The organism is Stenotrophomonas sp. GL_101 (assembly GCF_057835675.1).
Genome location: NZ_CM174432.1, coordinates 4,052,951 through 4,070,866, shown reverse-complemented (window position 1 = coordinate 4,070,866; position 17,916 = coordinate 4,052,951). Strand labels below are relative to the sequence as shown.

Annotated in this window: 15 protein-coding genes; 12 read left to right on the top strand and 3 right to left on the bottom strand. The window is 66.1% G+C overall.

The features are described from left to right. Positions 1–61 precede the first annotated feature (61 nt). On the bottom strand, positions 62–1,249 hold the full coding sequence (locus AC3IR9_RS17890) for a pyridoxal phosphate-dependent aminotransferase (protein ID WP_489292412.1): 1,188 nt from the start codon (positions 1,247–1,249) through the stop codon (positions 62–64). A gap of 112 nt (positions 1,250–1,361) precedes the next feature. Here AC3IR9_RS17890 and AC3IR9_RS17885 point away from each other — a divergent pair, with 112 nt between their 5' ends. The 9 genes from AC3IR9_RS17885 (at position 1,362) to hslU (ending at position 9,252) form a co-directional block, all read left to right on the top strand. Beyond that, positions 1,362–3,479: a S9 family peptidase gene (locus AC3IR9_RS17885; RefSeq protein WP_489295891.1), complete on the top strand. Its 2,118-nt coding sequence runs from the start codon at positions 1,362–1,364 to the stop codon at positions 3,477–3,479. Between the two features lie 93 nt (positions 3,480–3,572). Beyond that, a complete protein-coding gene (locus AC3IR9_RS17880; protein ID WP_489292410.1) occupies positions 3,573–4,001 on the top strand; it encodes a YbaN family protein in 429 nt (142 codons plus the stop codon). Positions 4,002–4,078: 77 nt separating this feature from the next. Beyond that, on the top strand, positions 4,079–4,315 hold the full coding sequence (gene lptM / locus AC3IR9_RS17875; protein ID WP_489292409.1) for an LPS translocon maturation chaperone LptM: 237 nt from the start codon (positions 4,079–4,081) through the stop codon (positions 4,313–4,315). Further along, a complete protein-coding gene (gene dapF / locus AC3IR9_RS17870) occupies positions 4,308–5,159 on the top strand; it encodes a diaminopimelate epimerase (RefSeq protein ID WP_489292407.1) in 852 nt (283 codons plus the stop codon). Before lptM ends, dapF begins: the two co-directional genes overlap by 8 nt. Beyond that, on the top strand, positions 5,156–5,833 hold the full coding sequence (locus AC3IR9_RS17865) for a DUF484 family protein (protein WP_489292406.1): 678 nt from the start codon (positions 5,156–5,158) through the stop codon (positions 5,831–5,833). The genes dapF and AC3IR9_RS17865 overlap by 4 nt, the downstream gene beginning before the upstream one ends. A 19-nt stretch (positions 5,834–5,852) precedes the next feature. Then, positions 5,853–6,752 (top strand): tyrosine recombinase XerC, encoded by a 900-nt coding sequence (gene xerC / locus AC3IR9_RS17860; RefSeq protein WP_489292405.1) that lies wholly within the window; start codon positions 5,853–5,855, stop codon positions 6,750–6,752. Between the two features lie 103 nt (positions 6,753–6,855). Then, entirely contained in the window at positions 6,856–7,056 is a 201-nt protein-coding gene (locus tag AC3IR9_RS17855; protein ID WP_489292404.1) for a DUF3079 domain-containing protein, read from the top strand. 75 nt (positions 7,057–7,131) lie between these two features. Then, positions 7,132–7,683: an ATP-dependent protease subunit HslV gene (hslV, locus tag AC3IR9_RS17850; RefSeq protein WP_489292402.1), complete on the top strand. Its 552-nt coding sequence runs from the start codon at positions 7,132–7,134 to the stop codon at positions 7,681–7,683. 189 nt (positions 7,684–7,872) lie between these two features. After that, positions 7,873–9,252, top strand: a complete 1,380-nt coding sequence (gene hslU, locus AC3IR9_RS17845; RefSeq protein ID WP_489292401.1) for an ATP-dependent protease ATPase subunit HslU — start codon at positions 7,873–7,875, stop codon at positions 9,250–9,252. A 240-nt stretch (positions 9,253–9,492) separates the two neighbouring features. On the opposite strand, the gene AC3IR9_RS17840 is transcribed toward hslU, so the two are convergent. Next, a complete protein-coding gene (locus tag AC3IR9_RS17840) occupies positions 9,493–10,713 on the bottom strand; it encodes an ISL3 family transposase (protein WP_489291085.1) in 1,221 nt (406 codons plus the stop codon). A gap of 516 nt (positions 10,714–11,229) precedes the next feature. Continuing rightward, on the bottom strand, positions 11,230–11,898 hold the full coding sequence (locus AC3IR9_RS17835; protein ID WP_489292399.1) for a TetR family transcriptional regulator: 669 nt from the start codon (positions 11,896–11,898) through the stop codon (positions 11,230–11,232). 231 nt (positions 11,899–12,129) lie between these two features. On the opposite strand from AC3IR9_RS17835, the gene smeD reads away from it, so the two are divergent. From smeD to AC3IR9_RS17820, 3 genes are read left to right on the top strand one after another with little or no spacing between them, the layout of a single operon-like run. Then, complete coding sequence (gene smeD / locus AC3IR9_RS17830; protein ID WP_489292398.1) at positions 12,130–13,317, top strand: multidrug efflux RND transporter periplasmic adaptor subunit SmeD; 1,188 nt, start codon at positions 12,130–12,132, stop codon at positions 13,315–13,317. Positions 13,318–13,329: 12 nt separating this feature from the next. After that, complete coding sequence (smeE, locus tag AC3IR9_RS17825) at positions 13,330–16,518, top strand: multidrug efflux RND transporter permease subunit SmeE (protein WP_489292397.1); 3,189 nt, start codon at positions 13,330–13,332, stop codon at positions 16,516–16,518. Continuing rightward, the gene (locus tag AC3IR9_RS17820) at positions 16,511–17,902 is read left to right on the top strand and encodes an efflux transporter outer membrane subunit (protein ID WP_489292395.1); all 1,392 of its coding nucleotides are present in this window, start codon (positions 16,511–16,513) and stop codon (positions 17,900–17,902) included. Before smeE ends, AC3IR9_RS17820 begins: the two co-directional genes overlap by 8 nt. The last annotated feature ends 14 nt before the right edge of the window (positions 17,903–17,916 follow it).

Sequence of the window (17,916 nt, the reverse complement as noted above, 5' to 3'; positions counted from 1 at the left end):
GGTCACCACCGTTGGTGGTGACGCTCTCGATGACCCAGTGCCGACACGCAAGCTCCACCGCCTAGGAAACCCAGCGCTCCAACCCGCGCTTGATCCGCGCCACCGCTTCCTCCAGCCGTGGCACCTCCTGCGTGTAGGCCAGCCGCACATGCTCGTGGGCGCGGTGATGCCCGAAATCCAGGCCGGGCGTAAACGCCACGTGCTCGGTTTCCAGGAAATGCGCGCAGAACGCCTGCGCGTCATCGGTAAACGCGCTCACGTCGGCATACAGGTAGAACGCCCCTTCCGGCTCCACTTCGATGCGGAAACCCAGTGCGCGCAATGCAGGCAGCAGATAATCGCGACGTTCGCGGAAGGCCGCGCGGCGCTGCTCGAAAATGTCCAGCGTGTCCGGCTCGAAACAGGCCAGCGCGGCGTGCTGGGCGATGCTGGAGGCGCTGATATAGAGGTTCTGCGCCAGCTTCTCCAGCTCGGGCACCGCCTGCGGGGGTGCCACCAGCCAACCCAGCCGCCAGCCGGTCATGCCGTAGTACTTGGAGAAACTGTTGAGCACGAACGCCTCGTCGTCCACCTGCAGCACGCTGGCCGCGTCCATGCCGTAAGTCAGGCCGTGGTAGATCTCATCCAACACCAGGTGCCCGCCGCGCGCCTTCAGCGACTGCGACAGCCCCGCCAGCTGCGCGGCCGACAGCACCGTGCCGGTCGGATTGGCCGGCGAAGCCACCAGCGCCCCCACGCTGTCGGCGTTCCAGCGTTGTGCGATCAGCTCCGGGGTGAGCTGGTATGCGGTTTCCGGCCCGACCGCCACCAGCTGCGCGGCGCCTTCCACCAGGCGCAGGAAATGGCGGTTGCAGGGATACCCCGGGTCGGCCAGCAGCCAGTGCCTGCCCGGGTCCACCAACAGGCTGCTGGCCAGCAGCAGCGCGCCGGAGCCGCCGGGAGTGACCAGGATCCGGTCCGGATCGATCTGCAGCTGGTAACGCGTGTGGTAGAACCCGGCGATCGCCTCGCGCAGTGCCGGCAGGCCACGCGCGGCGGTGTAGCGGGTGTGGCCGGCGGCCAGCGCGGCCTGGCCGGCACGCACGATCGGCGCGGCGGTGGTGAAGTCCGGCTCGCCGATCTCCAGGTGGATGACATCATGGCCGGCCTGTTCCAGCGCCTGCGCGCGGGCCAGCAGCGACATCACGTGGAAGGGTTCGATTTCCTGGCTGCGGCGGCTGTAGGCGGCCGTGGGGGGAGGAGTGGTCATGCTGCCGATGATAGGCGCTGTGACGATCGGCAGGCTTGCCGCTGCCGCAACGCCCGCCCAGACTGGGGCGACCAAGGACGCCATTGCATTCCCCCGTAAGGAGCCTTATCTCGTGAAACCCGCCCTCTGTTTATTGGTTGCCAGCCTGATGACTTCCTCCGTGCATGCCACCCCCGCGCTGACCCCACCTGACGCCGAGAAGCATCCGCACACGGTCAAGGCACCGTTTGGCGCCACCCGCAGCGACCCCTATTACTGGTTGCGCGACGACAAGCGCGAAGACACGAAGATCCTGGCCTACCTGAATGCGGAAAACGCCTACACCGACCAGGTGATGGCCCCGCTCAAGCCGCTCGAGGACACCCTGTACAAGGAGATCGTCGCGCGCATCAAGCAGGACGATGCCAGTGTGCCGGCGCGTGATCGCGGCTACTGGTATTACACCCGCTTCGAGACCGGCAAGGACTATCCCATCCAGGCGCGCCGCAAGGGCAGCATGGAAGCGCCGGAAGAGATTCTGCTGGACGTCAACCAGATGGCCGAGGGCAAGAATTACTTCGATGTCGGCGATGCCGATGTCAGCCAGGACAACCACCTGCTGGCCTGGGCCGAAGATGATGTCGGCCGCCGCCAGTACGTGATCCGCTTCAAGGACCTGCGCACCGGTCAGGTGCTGCCCGACCGTATCGAGAACGTGTCGGCGAACGTGGTCTGGGCCGACGACAACCGCACCCTGTTCTATGTCGAGAATGATCTGGACACCCTGCTCACCGTGCGGGTCAAGAAGCACGTGCTGGGGACCCCGGCCAGCAGCGACGTGCTGGTGTACGAAGAGAAGGACGACAGCTTCTACATGGGCGTGGGCCGCACCCGCGATGACAAGTTCCTGACCATCGAGCTGCACAGCACGGTCAGCTCGGAGACCCGCTATGCGCCGGCCGCCGATCCGCAGGCGTTCACCCTGCTGGCCAAGCGTGCGCGCGACGTGGAATACGACGCCGACCATTTCAATGGCCGCTGGGTGATCCGCACCAATGATGCCGGTGCGAAGAACTTCAAGATCGTCACTGCTCCTACCGATGCCACTTCGCGCAAGCAGTGGACCGATTGGGTGGCGCACGACGAGGCGGTGCTGGTCGAGGGGTTCGAGCTGTTCGACGGCTTCAGTGCCATCGCCGAGCGCTCCAATGGCCTGGAGCGGATCCGCCTGCTGTACCCGGAGGGTCGCCAGGATTACGTCAAGGCCGACGAGCCGGCCTACTCGATGGGCCTGGCCGCCAACCCCGAGCCGGACAGCCCGTGGCTGCGCTACGCCTACAACTCGATGACCACGCCCACCACCACCTTCGAGCTGAACACCGTCACCGGTGAGCGTCGCCAGCTCAAGCAGCAGCCGGTGATCGGTTACGACCCTTCGCAGTACACCACCGAGCGGGTCTGGGTGACCGCGCGTGACGGCGCCAGGGTGCCGGTGTCGCTGGTCTATCGCAATGGCTTCAAGAAGGACGGTACCGGCGCGCTGTACCAGTACGCCTACGGCAGCTACGGCATGTCGATGGACCCGGGGTTCAACCAGACCGTGGTCAGCCTGCTCGACCGTGGCGTGGTGTATGCCATCGCGCATATCCGCGGCGGCGAGGAAATGGGCCGCGCCTGGTACGAGGACGGCAAGCTGCTGAAGAAGCAGAACACCTTCAATGACTTCGTCAACGTCACCGGCGAACTGGTCCGCCAGGGCTATGCGGCCAAGGACCGCGTCGCCGCCTCTGGTGGCAGCGCCGGTGGCCTGCTGATGGGCGCGGTGGCCAACCAGGCGCCGCAGGATTACCGGGTGATGGTCGCGCAGGTACCGTTCGTCGATGTGGTCACCACCATGCTCGATGCCAGCATCCCGCTGACCACCAACGAATACGACGAGTGGGGCAACCCCGAGCAGCGTGAGTACTACGACTACATGCTGACGTACTCGCCGTACGACAACGTGGCCCGCCAGGCCTACCCGGCGCTGTTCATCGGCACCGGCCTGTGGGATTCGCAGGTGCAGTACTGGGAGCCGGCCAAGTGGGTGGCCAAGCTGCGCGATGACAACACCGGTACCCATCCGATCGTGTTCCGCACGAACATGGATGCCGGCCACGGCGGCAAGTCCGGGCGCTTCCAGCGGTATCACGAGCTGGCCGAATCGTATGCGTTCGTGCTCGACCAGCTGGGCGTGACCTCAACCCCGTAGTGCCCGGCGCTGCCCGGCAATCGACGCGCCCGGCCAACATGCCGCCAGGCGCAGGCCATCGCGGTCTGCGCCCGGCGTCGCTATGCTGCCTGCATGACGCTGCCTGATCGCCCACGGCTTTCCGATGCACCGGCCCCGCGGCCGCAGGTGCGTTTCCGCTGGGCCTGGTGGCTGTTGGCCTACGCCAGCCTGGGCACCGGCATCGTCGGCATTTTCGTGCCGGGCCTGCCCACCACCGTGTTCATCCTGATCTCGGCCTGGGCCGCCTCGCGCGGCTCCGAGCGCCTGCACAACTGGCTGCTGCAGCACCCGCGCTTCGGCCCGGCGATCGTCAACTGGCAGGCGCACGGGGCGGTCAGCCGCTACGCCAAATGGATGGCCACCCTGACCATGGCGGTCTGCGCCGGCATCATGCTCTGGTGCGTGCCGATCGCCTGGGTGAAATGGCTGTCGATCGGCAGCATGGCCATCGTCGCGATCTGGCTGTGGAGCCGCCCGCTGCCGCCGCAGGAAACTCCCTGAATGGTGGGGCAAAGAGCCCCCTGAGTCAGGGGCGGCCGCGCGCATGCCTTGACGCGCCCCCCGGCTATACTCGGGGCATGAGCATCCCCCATCGCAATCGAATCCTCATTCCGTTGGCAGCGCTCTCGCTGCTTCTCCTTGCCGCCTGCGGCAACAAGGGCCCGCTGGTGCTGCCGCAGAAGCCGGTGCCGGTCGAAGAAGTGGTCGAGCCCGCCGCCGATGCCGTCCCGGCCGATACCGATGCCACCGACGATCCGCCGGTGGTCCCCGATCCGGTCGACGCGCCGCTGAAGTCCGAAGACGGGAATGGATAAGGCCGCTTCCACGGCGCTGCGCTTCAGCAAGATGCACGGTGCCGGCAATGACTTCGTGGTACTGGACCTGCGTAACGGTGCCGCCGCGCCCACCCCGGCCCTGGCCGCGCGCCTGGCCGACCGCCACACCGGCGTCGGCTGCGACCAGATCCTGACCATCGAACCGCCGCGCGCGGAAGGCTCGGTGGCGTCCTATCGGATCTGGAACGCCGACGGCTCGCAGTCCGAGCAGTGTGGCAACGGTGCACGCTGCGTGGCTGCCTGGCTGGTGCGCGACGGCGCGGCGGACGGCAGCGGGTTCAGCATCGACAGCCCGCTGGCAACCCATGCCATCGAACGCCTGGACGATGACCAGTACTCGGTCGCCATGGGCGTGCCGCGCTTCGAGCCAGACCAGGTGCCGCTGCTCGGCTTTGCGCGTGCCCGCGACGAGTACCTGTTGCCGCTGCAGGGCGATACGGTGCGCTTCGGCGCGGTGTCGATGGGCAACCCGCATGCGGTGATCGAAGTCGGCCTGATCGATGCCGCCCCGGTCGAACGCCTCGGCGCACTGCTGCAGCAGCACGCTACCTTCCCGCAGTCGGTCAACGTGGGCTTCGTGCAGGTCATCGATCCGCGGCATGCGCGGCTGCGGGTGTTCGAGCGCGGTGTCGGCGAAACCCTGGCGTGCGGCAGCGGTGCCTGTGCCGCCGCGGTGGTGATGATGCAGCGCGGCCGGCTCGAGCGCGATGCCACGCTTTCCCTGCCAGGTGGCACGCTGCGCCTGCAGTGGCCGGCCAGTGGCGCCCAGGTGGTGATGTCCGGCCCGGCAGCCTTTGTCTTTGAAGGGGAGTGGAACGCATGAACGAGACCGTCGAAAAGATCGGTGCGCATGAAGTTGCCGCATGGCTGCGGCGGCACCCCGGGTTCCTCAAGCAGTTCCCGGACCTGGCCCTCACCCTGGTGGTGCCACGCGACGACGGCCCGACCGCCTCGCTGGCCAGCTACCAGCTGGAGGTCCTGCGCGACAAGAACCGTGAACTGTCGCGGCGGCACGTCGAGCTGGCCGCCAATGCCCAGGCCAACGAACGCCTGGCCGTGCGTACCCACCAGCTGACCCTGGCGCTGATGAAACAGGGCACCGCGGCCGATACGCTGCGGGCGATGGCGGCCTCGCTGGAAGAGGATTTCGCTGGCGACCTGGTCCGCCTGGTCGTGCTGCACCCGGTCCCGGGCCTGGAACAGGCGCCCTGGCTGCAAGTGGTCGAAGAAGCCAGCCCGCTGCTGGGTGCATTCCGCGATTGCCTCAAGGATGGCGAGCCGATCTGCGGCCGCCTGCAGGCCGAAAAGAACACCGTGCTGTACGCCGCGCGCGCCGAGGAAGTGCAGTCCAGTGCCTTGCTGCCGCTGCCCGGCGTGGGCCTGATCGCGGTCGGCAGCCACGATGCCAATCGTTTCTATCCCGGCATGGGCACGCTGTTCCTGCGCATGATGGGCGAAGCGTTGGCCGTGGCGCTGAGTCGTTACAAGCGCGACTGAGCCGGGCAGGGGTGTACCCATGAATGCCGCGGCCGAGTTCCTGTCGCACCTGCAGGTGGAGCGCCGTATGTCCGCGCACACTCTGGATGCCTATCGGCGCGATCTCGACGCGTTGACGGCCTGGGCCCAGGGCGCTGACATCGTCGCGCTCGACGGCGAGCAGTTGCGCCAGTTCATCGCCGCCGAACATCGCCGCGGCCTGGCACCGAAATCGCTGCAGCGCCGCCTGTCGGCCTGCCGCAGCTTCTATGCGTGGCTGCTCAAGCACCGCCGCATCGAGGCCAGCCCTGCCGCTGGCCTGAAGGCGCCCAAGGCGCCGCGCAAACTGCCGCAGGTTCTCGATGCCGACGAAGCAGTGCAACTGGTCGAATTGCCCACCGACGTGCCGCTGGGCCTGCGCGACCGCGCGCTGCTGGAGCTGTTCTATTCGTCCGGGCTGCGGCTGAGCGAGTTGTGCGGGTTGATCTGGCGCGACCTGGATTTCGCCACCGGCCTGGTGAATGTGCTGGGCAAGGGCAATCGCCAGCGCCGGGTGCCGTTTGGCTCGCACGCGCGCACGGCGCTGGAGGGGTGGCGCGGCGAAAGCGGCGGCGGCGATGCGCAGCCGGTGTTCCCGGGGCGCAAGGGAGGGCCGATCACCCAGCGCGCCGTGCAGATCCGCATCCGCCAGCTGGCCCAGCGCCAAGGGCTGTTCAAGCACGTCCATCCGCACATGCTGCGGCACAGTTTCGCCAGCCACATCCTGGAATCGTCCGGCGACCTGCGCGGCGTGCAGGAGCTGCTTGGCCACGCAGATATCGCCACCACGCAGATCTACACCCACCTGGATTTCCAGCACCTGGCCAAGGTGTACGACGCCGCGCACCCCCGTGCAAAACGACGCAAGGGCAGTGGCGACAGCACACCGACGGCGGCCTGAACAGACCACTGCGCAAGCATGCGTGCTTGATCTTGATCTTGATCTTGATCAGGGCGGTGGCGGCGTGCGCGGCGCATAGTGGCGTGGTCAGGAGGCGATCTGCATGGCCAAGCCGTTCCCGCTCCACCCCAAGCATCCCGAACGCCTCTGCTGGGGCTGTGACCGCTACTGCGCGGCCGAATCGCTGATGTGCGGCAACGGCTCCGGGCGCACCCAGCATCCGCTCGAAAGCCAGGGCGAGGACTGGTATGAGGCCTGGGGCATCGAGCCGGAGCCGACACGCCCGGCGCACGCCAAGCGCTGAACGGCAGCCACACCGTCAGGGTTGATGCCGCCCGCTGGCGGCCCCATGTCCCTTCAACAGCTACCCGGAGGCACCATGGACCCCAGTCAGAATCCCAACGTATTCCACGCCACCACGATCATCTCGGTGCGCCGCAACGGGCATGTCGCCGTTGCCGGTGACGGCCAGGTCACCCTGGGCCACACGGTGATGAAGGGCAACGCCCGCAAGGTGCGCCGGTTGGGGCGCGACGGGCAGGTGCTGGCCGGTTTCGCCGGTGCTGCCGCCGATGCGTTCACCTTGTTCGAGCTGTTTGAAGCCAAGCTGGAAAAACACGGCCAGTTGCAGCGTGCCGCCGTGGAACTGGCCAAGGATTGGCGCACCGAGCGCCGCCTGGGCAAGCTGGAAGCGTTGCTGGCCGTGGCCGACAAGGACACCTCGCTGATCATCAGCGGCACCGGCGATGTGATCGAACCCGAAGACGGCATCATCGCGATCGGCTCCGGCGGTTCCTACGCGTTGTCGGCCGCGCGTGCGCTGCTGGCGCACACCGAACTGGATGCGAAGACGATTGCCACCGAGTCGATCAACATCGCCGGCGACATCTGCATCTACACCAATCGCAACGTGGTGGTCGAAGAGCTGTAACGCGAAGCGTTACAGCGGTAGTGCCGACTGTTAGTCGGCAACTTCCTGAACGTTGACATGTGTGCGTGGTTGCCGATGTTCAGTTGCCGACTAACAGTCGGCACTACCACGCTCTCCACCCGATACATGGCGTAGTGCCGGCCGCTGGCCGGCAACCTCGACAAACTACATTCATTCGTGAGCACACCCATGCCGCACAAGATTGAACTCTCTTCGGCCACCATGACCCCGCGCGAAATCGTGCAGGAACTGGACCGCCACATCGTCGGCCAACACGACGCCAAGCGTGCGGTGGCCATCGCGCTGCGCAACCGCTGGCGGCGCATGCAGCTGCCCGCCGAGCTGCGCAACGAGGTGATGCCCAAGAACATCCTGATGATCGGCCCGACCGGTGTCGGCAAGACCGAGATCGCGCGCCGCCTGGCCACGCTGGCCAACGCGCCGTTCGTGAAGGTTGAAGCTACCCGTTTCACCGAGGTCGGCTACGTTGGCAAGGACGTGGAGCAGATCATCCGCGACCTGGCCGACACGGCAGTCAAGCTGTACCGCGAGCAGGCCAAGGTGCGCGTGCGCAACCAGGCCGAGGAACGTGCCGAAGACCGCATCCTCGATGCGTTGTTGCCACGGCGCAGTGCCGGCATCGGCTTCGATGCCGAAGCGGCGCGCAACGAGCCGTCCTCGCAGGACAATGAAACCCGCATCAAGTTCCGCCGCATGCTGCGCAACGGCGAGCTGGATGACCGCGAGATCGAGCTGGACCTGACGGCCAATGTCAGCATGGACATCATGACGCCGCCGGGCATGGAGGAAATGGGCCAGCAGCTGAAGTCGATGTTCGCCAACCTCGGCGGCGGCGCCAAGGCGCACAAGCGCACGCTGACCATCAAGGCCGCACGTCCATTGCTGGTGGAGGAAGAGGCCGGCAAGCTGGTCAACGAGGACGATATCCGCAGCGCGGCGATCGAGGCCTGCGAACAGCATGGCATCGTGTTCATCGATGAGATCGACAAGGTGGCCAAGCGTGGTGAAGCGGGGTCCTCCGGCGGCGATGTATCGCGCGAAGGCGTGCAGCGCGACCTGCTGCCGCTGGTGGAAGGGTCGAACGTGTCGACCAAGTACGGCACGATCAAGACCGACCACATCCTGTTCATCGCCTCCGGTGCGTTCCACCTGGCCAAGCCCAGCGATCTGATTCCGGAGCTGCAGGGCCGCTTCCCGATCCGGGTCGAGCTGGGCGCGCTGAGCAAGGACGATTTCGTGCGCATCCTGACCGAGCCGAAGGCGGCGCTGACCAAGCAGTACGAAGCGCTGCTGCAGACCGAAGGGGTGTCGATGACGTTCACCGCCGATGCGGTGGATCGTCTGGCCGAGATCGCCTTCCAGGTCAACGAGCGCCAGGAAAACATCGGGGCGCGCCGCCTGCATACCGTGCTGGAGCGCCTGCTGGATTCGCTGAGCTACGAAGCGCCGGACCGCGATGGCGACACCATCAGCATCGACAAGGCTTACGTGGACGCACACCTGGGCGAGCTGGTGCAGGACCCGGACCTGAGCCGCTACATCCTGTAAAAGCCGGCTTACCGGCCGGTAGAGCCGACCGTTGGTCGGCTGCTTGTCGTCTGCGGGCAGGTCATACCGTGCCCGACCGGTGATGCCCCTGCCCGGTAGGGCATGCCCCTGCCCGGTAGGTCACCACCGTTGGTGGTGACGCTCTGCGCGAGCGTCGGTGCCGCTTGGCGACCGGCAGGCCCCTGTGCAAATGTCCCCCGGCCGACGCCTGCGGCGCCGGCCTCCTCCTTATATTTTGGTTCATCGCGGAATACCGGGGAACGCTGCACGGATTTTCAGGAAGAAGTACTCCTGATCCCGATAGCCGTAGGCCCGGCGTTTGATGACCTTGATGGTGTTGTTGATGCCTTCGACGATGCTGGTATTGAGGCGGTGTCGGCAACGCGACACGATCCCATGCAGATAGGCTTTGAGCCGTTGTGCAAACAGCGCCAAGGCGGCGATTCCGCTGCGCTGGGCCTGCTCCAGCCACTGGTTCCAAGCCTTCCTGGCCCATCCGGGATGGCGGTAAAACCACAGTCGCTTGAGCTCATCACGCATCAGATAGGTGGTGAGGAGCGGTTGATTTGCTTCCAGCAGCTCATCCAGCCGCACCGTCTGATGCCGGTCCAGGTTGCTGCGATTGCGCAGTAGCAGCCATCGGCTGGATTTGATGACACGGCGCGCAGGCTTGTCGTGCCGGAGCTTGTTGGCCTGGTCCACGCGAACCCGGTCGATCACTTCGCGACCGTACTTGGCCACCACATGGAACAAGTCGAAGACGATCTCGGCATTGGGACAGTTGGCCCGGATCTCCACTTCATAGGCCGTCGTCATGTCGATCGCCACGGCGCGCAATTGCTCGGAAACGCCCGGGGGAAGCTGCTCAAAAAAGGCACGCGCCGTATCGCGGGAGCGCCCGTTGCCCAGCCAAAGTACCTGGCGACTGATCGGATCCACCACGACCGTTGCATAGCGGTGACCCTTGTGCAGCGCAAATTCGTCCATCGCCAGGTAGTGGATCTGGCTCCAGTCCGGGGCTTGGACAGACTCACGCAACAAGGCTTTATCCAGTGCCTTGACCGTATGCCAGCCCAACTGGAAAAAGCGTGCCACGGCCAGGATATTGCTGGATACCAGCAACTGGCTGACCGCTTCGGCCAGCCGGTCAGTGACCCGCTGGTAGCGGCCAAGCCAGCTCAACTTCTCCAGGCGCGGCCCAGCGCACTGGGGGCACCAGACGCGCCGTCGCGGCACCACCAGCGCAACGCGCAATGCCATCAGGGGCAGATCGCGTACCCGGCGCACCGTCGTCTCGTGCACTTGCCGGCATCGGCTCCCGCAGTGCTCGCAATGCATCGTGCGGGCCGTGGGTTTGAGGTAGATAGTGACGGTCCGGCTGTCGCCTTCCGGCCAGGCGATCCGCTCCACCCGGTAGCCTTCCCAGCCACCCAGCCTCTCAATCGTCTTCCGATCCAGCATGACCTGACCCCTGAGGCCCTGATTTCAGGCTTCAAGGGTAACGGGAGCCGGCAAAAGCTCCACGCTATTCCGCGATGAACCTATATTTTGCCAAGGACCTGCCGGCCGCCAAGCGGCTCGGCTTGCGGTGTGCCAAGAGCGGTATACACGCATGGCGGGGGTCTACGGGTTTGCGGTGGTTCTCAACGCGTGGGCACAGATGCCCTTGCCCCGGACCGATGCCAATACCACGGCGAGATCCCCCTACCACGGTAGGTCACCACCGTTGGTGGTGACGCTGTTCCCAACCGCAAGCCGAGCCCCTTCGCGGCTGGCACGTCCTTGGGCAAAATCAAGGAGGAGGCCGCTGCAGGCGGCCGGGGGACATTTGCGCCAAGGGCGTGCCGGCCGTGAAGGGGCCCCAACGCCAGCGCGGTGCCCGACCGAAATCGCAACAGCGACAGCAAAAGCAAAAGCAGCCGACCAACGGTCGGTTCTACCGGTCGTAGCGGATCGGGAAAACCAGTGTGCGTTGCCTTACGCTTCGTCGTCCGTCGGCAATGCCGTCGGCGGCGCACCCGGGGTGAATACACCCGGCTTCACGAATGCGCTGAAGATCGCATCCAGCGTCTCGGTGCCATCGCGCTGGAGATCGAACAGCTCCGGCTCCAGCATCGCGCTGTACAGCACGCCGGTCAGACTGGTGCTGACGATCCGCGACACCGTGTCCACGTCCACGCCATCGCGCAGCTGACCCAGCTCGCGTGCACGTTCGAAGGCGGCGGCGAAAATGCCCAGCTCTTCGCGCGACGCATCCAGCTGCAACTGCTTCATCGCCTGGCTTTCCACCGACAGATCGTTGCGCAGCATGATTTCCATCATGTTGCGCAGGCGCTCGTCCTCGGCCAGCTCGCCGAAGGACACCAGCAGCGCCGAGCGCAGGTCCAGCACCGGGTTGGTGCGCTTGGCCGAGGTCGTGCGGCGCAGCCGCTCGATGAACGGAATGCGGTCGCGGTCGATCATCGCCGTCAGCACTTCGGTCTTGTTCTTGAAGTGCCAGTACACCGCCCCGCGGGTATAGCCCGCGCGCGCGCCGATCATCGCCAGGCTGGTGCCGGCAACGCCGTATTCATGGAAGCAGGCCTGGGCCGCGTCGAGGATGCCCGCACGGGTGGCCAAGGCCTCTTCTTTGGTCTTTCTGGCCATGCGCTCTGCAGTTGCTGGATGAAACCAACCTGAATTGTACCGCTTTACAAACAAACATGCATGTATGTATATTTGCGTCCCACTGATCCTGGGTATGGACCGCGCCTGTGCGTTTTCCGGGCCATAGGCAGGATTTGCCGATATTTGTCGTCCTTTTAACTGTATTTCGTCGCTTTTCAGCGGGGGAGTGCGTTTGGGGGCGCCCCTTTTTGTTTACCTCGAGCCCCCACCATGTCCCGATCCCCGTACCGTCTCCTCGCGCTGTCCCTCGCGATTGCCTTGACCGTGTCCGCCTGTGGCGGTGGTGAGCAGGAGGGTCCGCAAGGCGGCCCCGGCCAGGTCACTGTTGCCACCCTGAAGGCCGAACAGGTCGGTCTGACCCGCGAACTGCCGGGCCGCACCAATGCGTTCCTGGTCGCCGAAGTCCGCCCGCAGGTCAGCGGCATCGTCGCCAAGCGCCTGTTCACCGAAGGCGGGCTGGTCAGCGCCGGGCAGGCCCTGTACCAGCTCGACGACGCCAGCTACCGCGCCCAGGCCAACAGCGCCCGTGCCCAGCTGGCCCGTGCCGAAGCCACCGCCAATGCGGCCCGGCTGAGCGCGCGGCGCATCGCCGAACTGGCCAAGGTCGAGGCGGTGAGTACCCAGGACAACGAAAACGCGATCGCCACACTCAAGCAGGCCGAAGCCGATGTCGGCGCCGCCCGCGCCTCGCTCGATGCCGCCAACGTCACCCTCGGCTATGCCCGCATCACTGCCCCGATCAGCGGCCGCATCGGCAAGTCGTCGGTCACCCAGGGCGCGCTGGTCAGTGCCGGCCAGGCCGATGCGCTGGCCACCGTGCAGCAGCTGGACCCGATCTATGTCGACCTGACCCAGTCGGCCAGCGAACTGCTGCAGATGCGCCGCGAGCTGGCCGCCGGCCGCCTGCAGGACAACCAGACCCTGCCGGTGACCATCCTGCTCGATGACGGCACCGAGTTCGGCCACAAGGGCACGCTGGAGTTCTCCGAAGTCAGCGTCGACCCGACCACCGGCAGCTATGCGCTGCGGGTCAAGGTGGACAACCCCGACCAGATCCTGATGCCCGGCATGTACGTGCGCGCCCAGGTCGGCAGCGGCGTGCGCGAGAACGGCATCCTGGTGCCGATGCAGGGCATCGCCCGCGATCCCAAGGGCGATACCAGCGCCATGGTGGTCGGCAAGGACAACAAGGTCGAAGTGCGGCCGGTCAAGGTCAGCCGCGCGGTTGGCAGCAAGTGGCTGGTCGAGGATGGCCTGAACGCAGGCGACAAGGTCATCGTCGAAGGCCTGCAGAAGATCCAGCCGGGCATGCCCGTGCAGGCCACCGAGATGGGCGCCGCGCCGGCCAAGCCGGCCGCAGCACCGGCGGCAGCGCCGGCCCCGGCCGACAAGCAGTAAGCGGAGAATCCAATGGCTCGTTACTTTATTGATCGCCCCATCTTTGCGTGGGTGATCGCGATCATCATCATGCTTGCCGGTGCGCTGGCCGTGGTGAAGCTGCCGGTCTCGATGTACCCCGAAGTGGCCCCGCCCGCGGTCGAAATCAGCGCCACCTATCCGGGTGCATCGGCCAAGGTGGTCGAAGACTCGGTGACCCAGATCATCGAGCAGAACATGAAGGGCATCGATGGCCTGATCTACTTTTCCTCCAACAGCTCGGCCAATGGCCAGGCCACCATCACCCTCACCTTCGAGTCCGGCACCAACCCGGACATCGCCCAGGTGCAGGTGCAGAACAAGCTGCAGCTGGCCACTCCGCTGCTGCCGCAGGAAGTGCAGCGGCAGGGCATCAACGTGGCCAAGTCGAGCAGCGGCTTCCTGCAGGTGATCGGCTTTGTCTCCAACGACAACAGCATGGATGCCAACGACATCTCCGATTTCGTCGGTTCCAATGTCGTCGATACCCTCAGCCGCGTACCGGGCGTGGGCAACATCCAGGTGTTCGGCGGCAAGTACGCCATGCGCATCTGGCTGGACCCCAACAAGCTGCACACCTACAAGCTGTCGGTGGATGAAGTGACCGCGGCGGTGACCGCGCAGAACGCGCAGGTCGCCATCGGCCAGCTCGGCGGTGCGCCGTCGATCAAGGGCCAGCAGCTCAACGCCACCATCAACGCGCAGAGCCGCCTGCAGACCCCCGAGCAGTTCCGCAACATCCTGGTCCGCGGTGGCACCGACGGCAGTGAGCTGCGCCTGGGCGATGTGGCCCGGGTTGAACTGGGCGCGGAAAGCTACGACTTCGTCACCCGCTACAACGGCAAGCCGTCCACCGGTATCGCCATCACCCTGGCCACCGGCGCCAACGCGCTGGCTACCGCCAACGGCGTGCGCGCGGCATTGGAAGAACTGAAGCCGAACTTCCCGGCCGGGCTGGAATCGGTGGTGCCCTATGACACCACCCCGTTCGTGCAGGTCTCGATCAAGGGCGTGATCAAGACCCTGCTCGAAGCGATCGTGCTGGTGTTCGTGGTGATGTACCTGTTCCTGCAGAACTTCCGCGCCACCCTGATCCCCACCATCGCCGTGCCGGTGGTGCTGCTGGGCACGTTCGGCATCCTGGCCGCGCTGGGTTTCTCGATCAACATGCTGACCATGTTCGCCATGGTACTGGCGATCGGCCTGCTGGTGGATGACGCCATCGTGGTGGTGGAGAACGTCGAACGGATCATGTCCGAAGAGGGCTTGTCGCCGCTGGAAGCCACGCGCAAGTCGATGGGCCAGATCACCGGCGCGCTGGTCGGCATCGGCCTGGTACTGTCGGCGGTGTTCGTGCCGATGGCCTTCATGAGCGGCTCCACCGGGGTGATCTACCGGCAGTTCTCGGCGACGATCGTGTCGGCGATGGCGCTCTCGGTGCTGGTGGCCATCGTGCTGACCCCGGCGCTGTGCGCCACCATGCTCAAGCCGCTGAAGAAGGGCGAGCACCACGTCGCGCACAAGGGCTGGTCGGGTCGTTTCTTCGGTGGCTTCAACCGCGGTTTCGACCGCTCCAGCGACACCTACCAGCGCGGGGTCAAGGGCATCCTGGCGCGGCCGTGGCGGTTCATGTCGATCTTCGCCGTGCTGGCGCTGGTGATGGGCCTGCTGTTCATGCGCCTGCCCAGTTCGTTCCTGCCCAATGAAGACCAGGGCATCCTGATGGCGCTGGTGCAGACCCCGGTCGGCGCCACCCAGGAGCGCACGCTGGAAGCGATGGGCAAGCTGGAAGATCACTTCCTCAACAACGAAACCAAGGCCGTTGAATCGGTGTTCGCGGTGCAGGGCTTCAGCTTCGCCGGCATGGGCCAGAACGCCGGCATGGCCTTCATCAAGCTCAAGGATTGGAAGGATCGCGATGCCGACCAGGGCGTTGGCCCGATCACCGGTCGCGCAATGGCCTCGCTGGGCCAGATCAAGGATGCCTTCATCTTCGCCTTCCCGCCGCCGGCGATGCCGGAGCTGGGTATCGGTTCGGGCTTCACCTTCTTCCTGAAGGACAACAGCGGCCAGGGCCACCAGGCGCTGCTGGATGCACGCAACCAGCTGCTCGGCGGTGCCGGCGGCAGCAAGCTGCTGGCCAACGTGCGCCCGAATGGCCAGGAAGATACCCCGCAGCTGCGTATCGACGTGGACGTGGAAAAGGCCAATGCGCTCGGCTTGTCGGTCGCCTCGATCAACACCACCCTGGCCACTGCCTGGGGCAGCAGCTACATCGATGACTTCATCGACCGTGGCCGGGTCAAGCGCGTCTATGTGCAGTCCGACGCGGACTTCCGCATGAACCCGGACGACTTCAACGTCTGGTCGGTGAAGAACGCGCAGGGTGAGATGGTGCCGTTCAGTGCCTTCGCGTCCAAGCGCTGGGACTACGGTTCGCCGCGCCTGGAACGCTACAACGGTGTGTCGGCGATGGAGATCCAGGGTGAGCCGGCCAGCGGCGTGGCCTCCGGCGATGCGATGAACGAAATCGAACGCCTGGCCAAGGACCTGCCGCCGGGCTTCGAGATCGAATGGACCGCGTTGTCCTACCAGGAACGCCAGGCCGGTTCGCAGACGCCGCTGCTGTACACGCTGTCGCTGCTGATCGTGTTCCTGTGCCTGGCCGCCCTGTATGAAAGCTGGAGCGTGCCGACCTCGGTGTTGCTGGTGGCGCCGCTGGGCATTCTCGGCGCGGTGCTGGCCAACACCATGCGTGGCATGGAGCGCGACATCTACTTCCAGGTGGCGATGCTGACCACGGTGGGCCTGACCAGCAAGAACGCGATCCTGATCGTGGAGTTCGCCAAGGAAAACCTCGAGAAGGGCGTTGGCCTGATCGAGGCGACGATGCATGCCGTGCGTGACCGCCTGCGCCCGATCATCATGACCTCGCTGGCCTTCGGCCTGGGCGTGCTGCCGCTGGCGATCGCCTCCGGTGCAGGTTCCGGCGCGCAGCGCGCGATCGGTACCGGCGTGCTCGGCGGCATGGTGGTAGGCACCGTGCTGGGCCTGTTCTTCATCCCGCTGTTCTTTGTCGTGGTGCAGCGCCTGTTCAACCGCAAACTGCGCCAGGACGGCACCCAGGCGACGACCACGACGCAACACAACGGCGACACGCCGGAAGGTGGCACCCATGAATAAGGCTTCTTCCCTGCTCGCCGTGGCCGTGGCGATCGCACTGGCCGGTTGCGCCACCCTGGTACCGGCCAGCACCGAGGTCGCCCCGGCGATCCCGGCGCAGTGGCCGGCCACGGTCGCCGGCAGCACGGTGGCTACCGTGGAGGTGGCCGATATCGGGTGGCGCGAGTTCTTCGTCGACCCGCGCCTGCAGTCGCTGATCACCCAGTCGCTGGACAACAACCGCGACCTGCGCGTGGCCGTGCTCAACGTGGAAAGGGCGCGGGCGCAGTACCGCGTGCAGCGCGCCGACCGCGTGCCGGCGCTCGGCGTGCAGGGGCAGATGACCCGCAGCGGTGGCGATGTCCCGGTCAGCGAGCAGTTCAGCGCCAACCTGGGCGTGGTCGAATTCGAACTGGACCTGTTCGGTCGCGTTCGCAACCTGAGCCAGGCTGCGCTGCAGCAGTACTTCGCGCAGGCCGCCAATCGGCGCAGCGCACAGCTGAGCCTGGTCGCCGAAGTGGCCAACGCCTGGCTGACCTTCGGCGCGGACCAGGAGCAGTTGCGGATTGCGCAGGCCACCCTGGCCACGTATGAGGATTCACTGCGCCTGACCGAGGCGCGTCGCCAGCTGGGCGGTGCCTCGCAGCTGGAGTTGAGCCAGACCCGTACCCTGGTGGAAACCGCGCGCACCGACGTGGCGCGGTTTGCCGGGCAGGTCGCGCAGGATCGCAACGCGCTGGTGCTGTTGGCCGGTGGCCCAGTGAGCGAGGACCTGCTGCCGATGGCCGAAGTGACCGACGTCGCCGCGCTGCAGCCGCTGCCCTCCGGGGTGCCCGGCGACGTGCTGCTGCGACGCCCGGACGTGATGGCCGCCGAGCACACGCTGCTGTCGGCCAACGCGAACATCGGGGCGGCCCGCGCGGCGTTCTTCCCCTCGATCAGCCTGACCGGCAGCATCGGTTCGGCATCCTCGGAGTTGTCCAACCTGTTCGACAGCGGCACCGGCGTGTGGAGCTTCATGCCCAAGCTCACCCTGCCTATCTTCCAGGGCGGCAAGCTGCGCGCCAACCTGGGCATGGCCACCGCGGATCGCGACATCGCGTTGGCGCAGTACGAGAAGGCGATCCAGTCCAGCTTCCGCGAGACGGCCGATGCGCTGGCGCTCAACGACAGCCTGGATGCGCAGTTGGCCTCGCAGCAGGCGTTGGTGGCTGCTGCCAACCAGGCCCAGCAGTTGTCGCAGGCCCGTTACGACGCCGGCCTGGACAGCTTCCTGACCCTGCTCGATGCGCGTCGTACGGCCTACACCGCGCGCAAGTCGCTGGTCAGTACCCAGTTGGCGCAGCAGTCCAACCAGGTCGCGCTGTACAAGGTACTGGGCGGCGGTTGGCACGAGCGCGGATGAGACGGGAGGTTGCC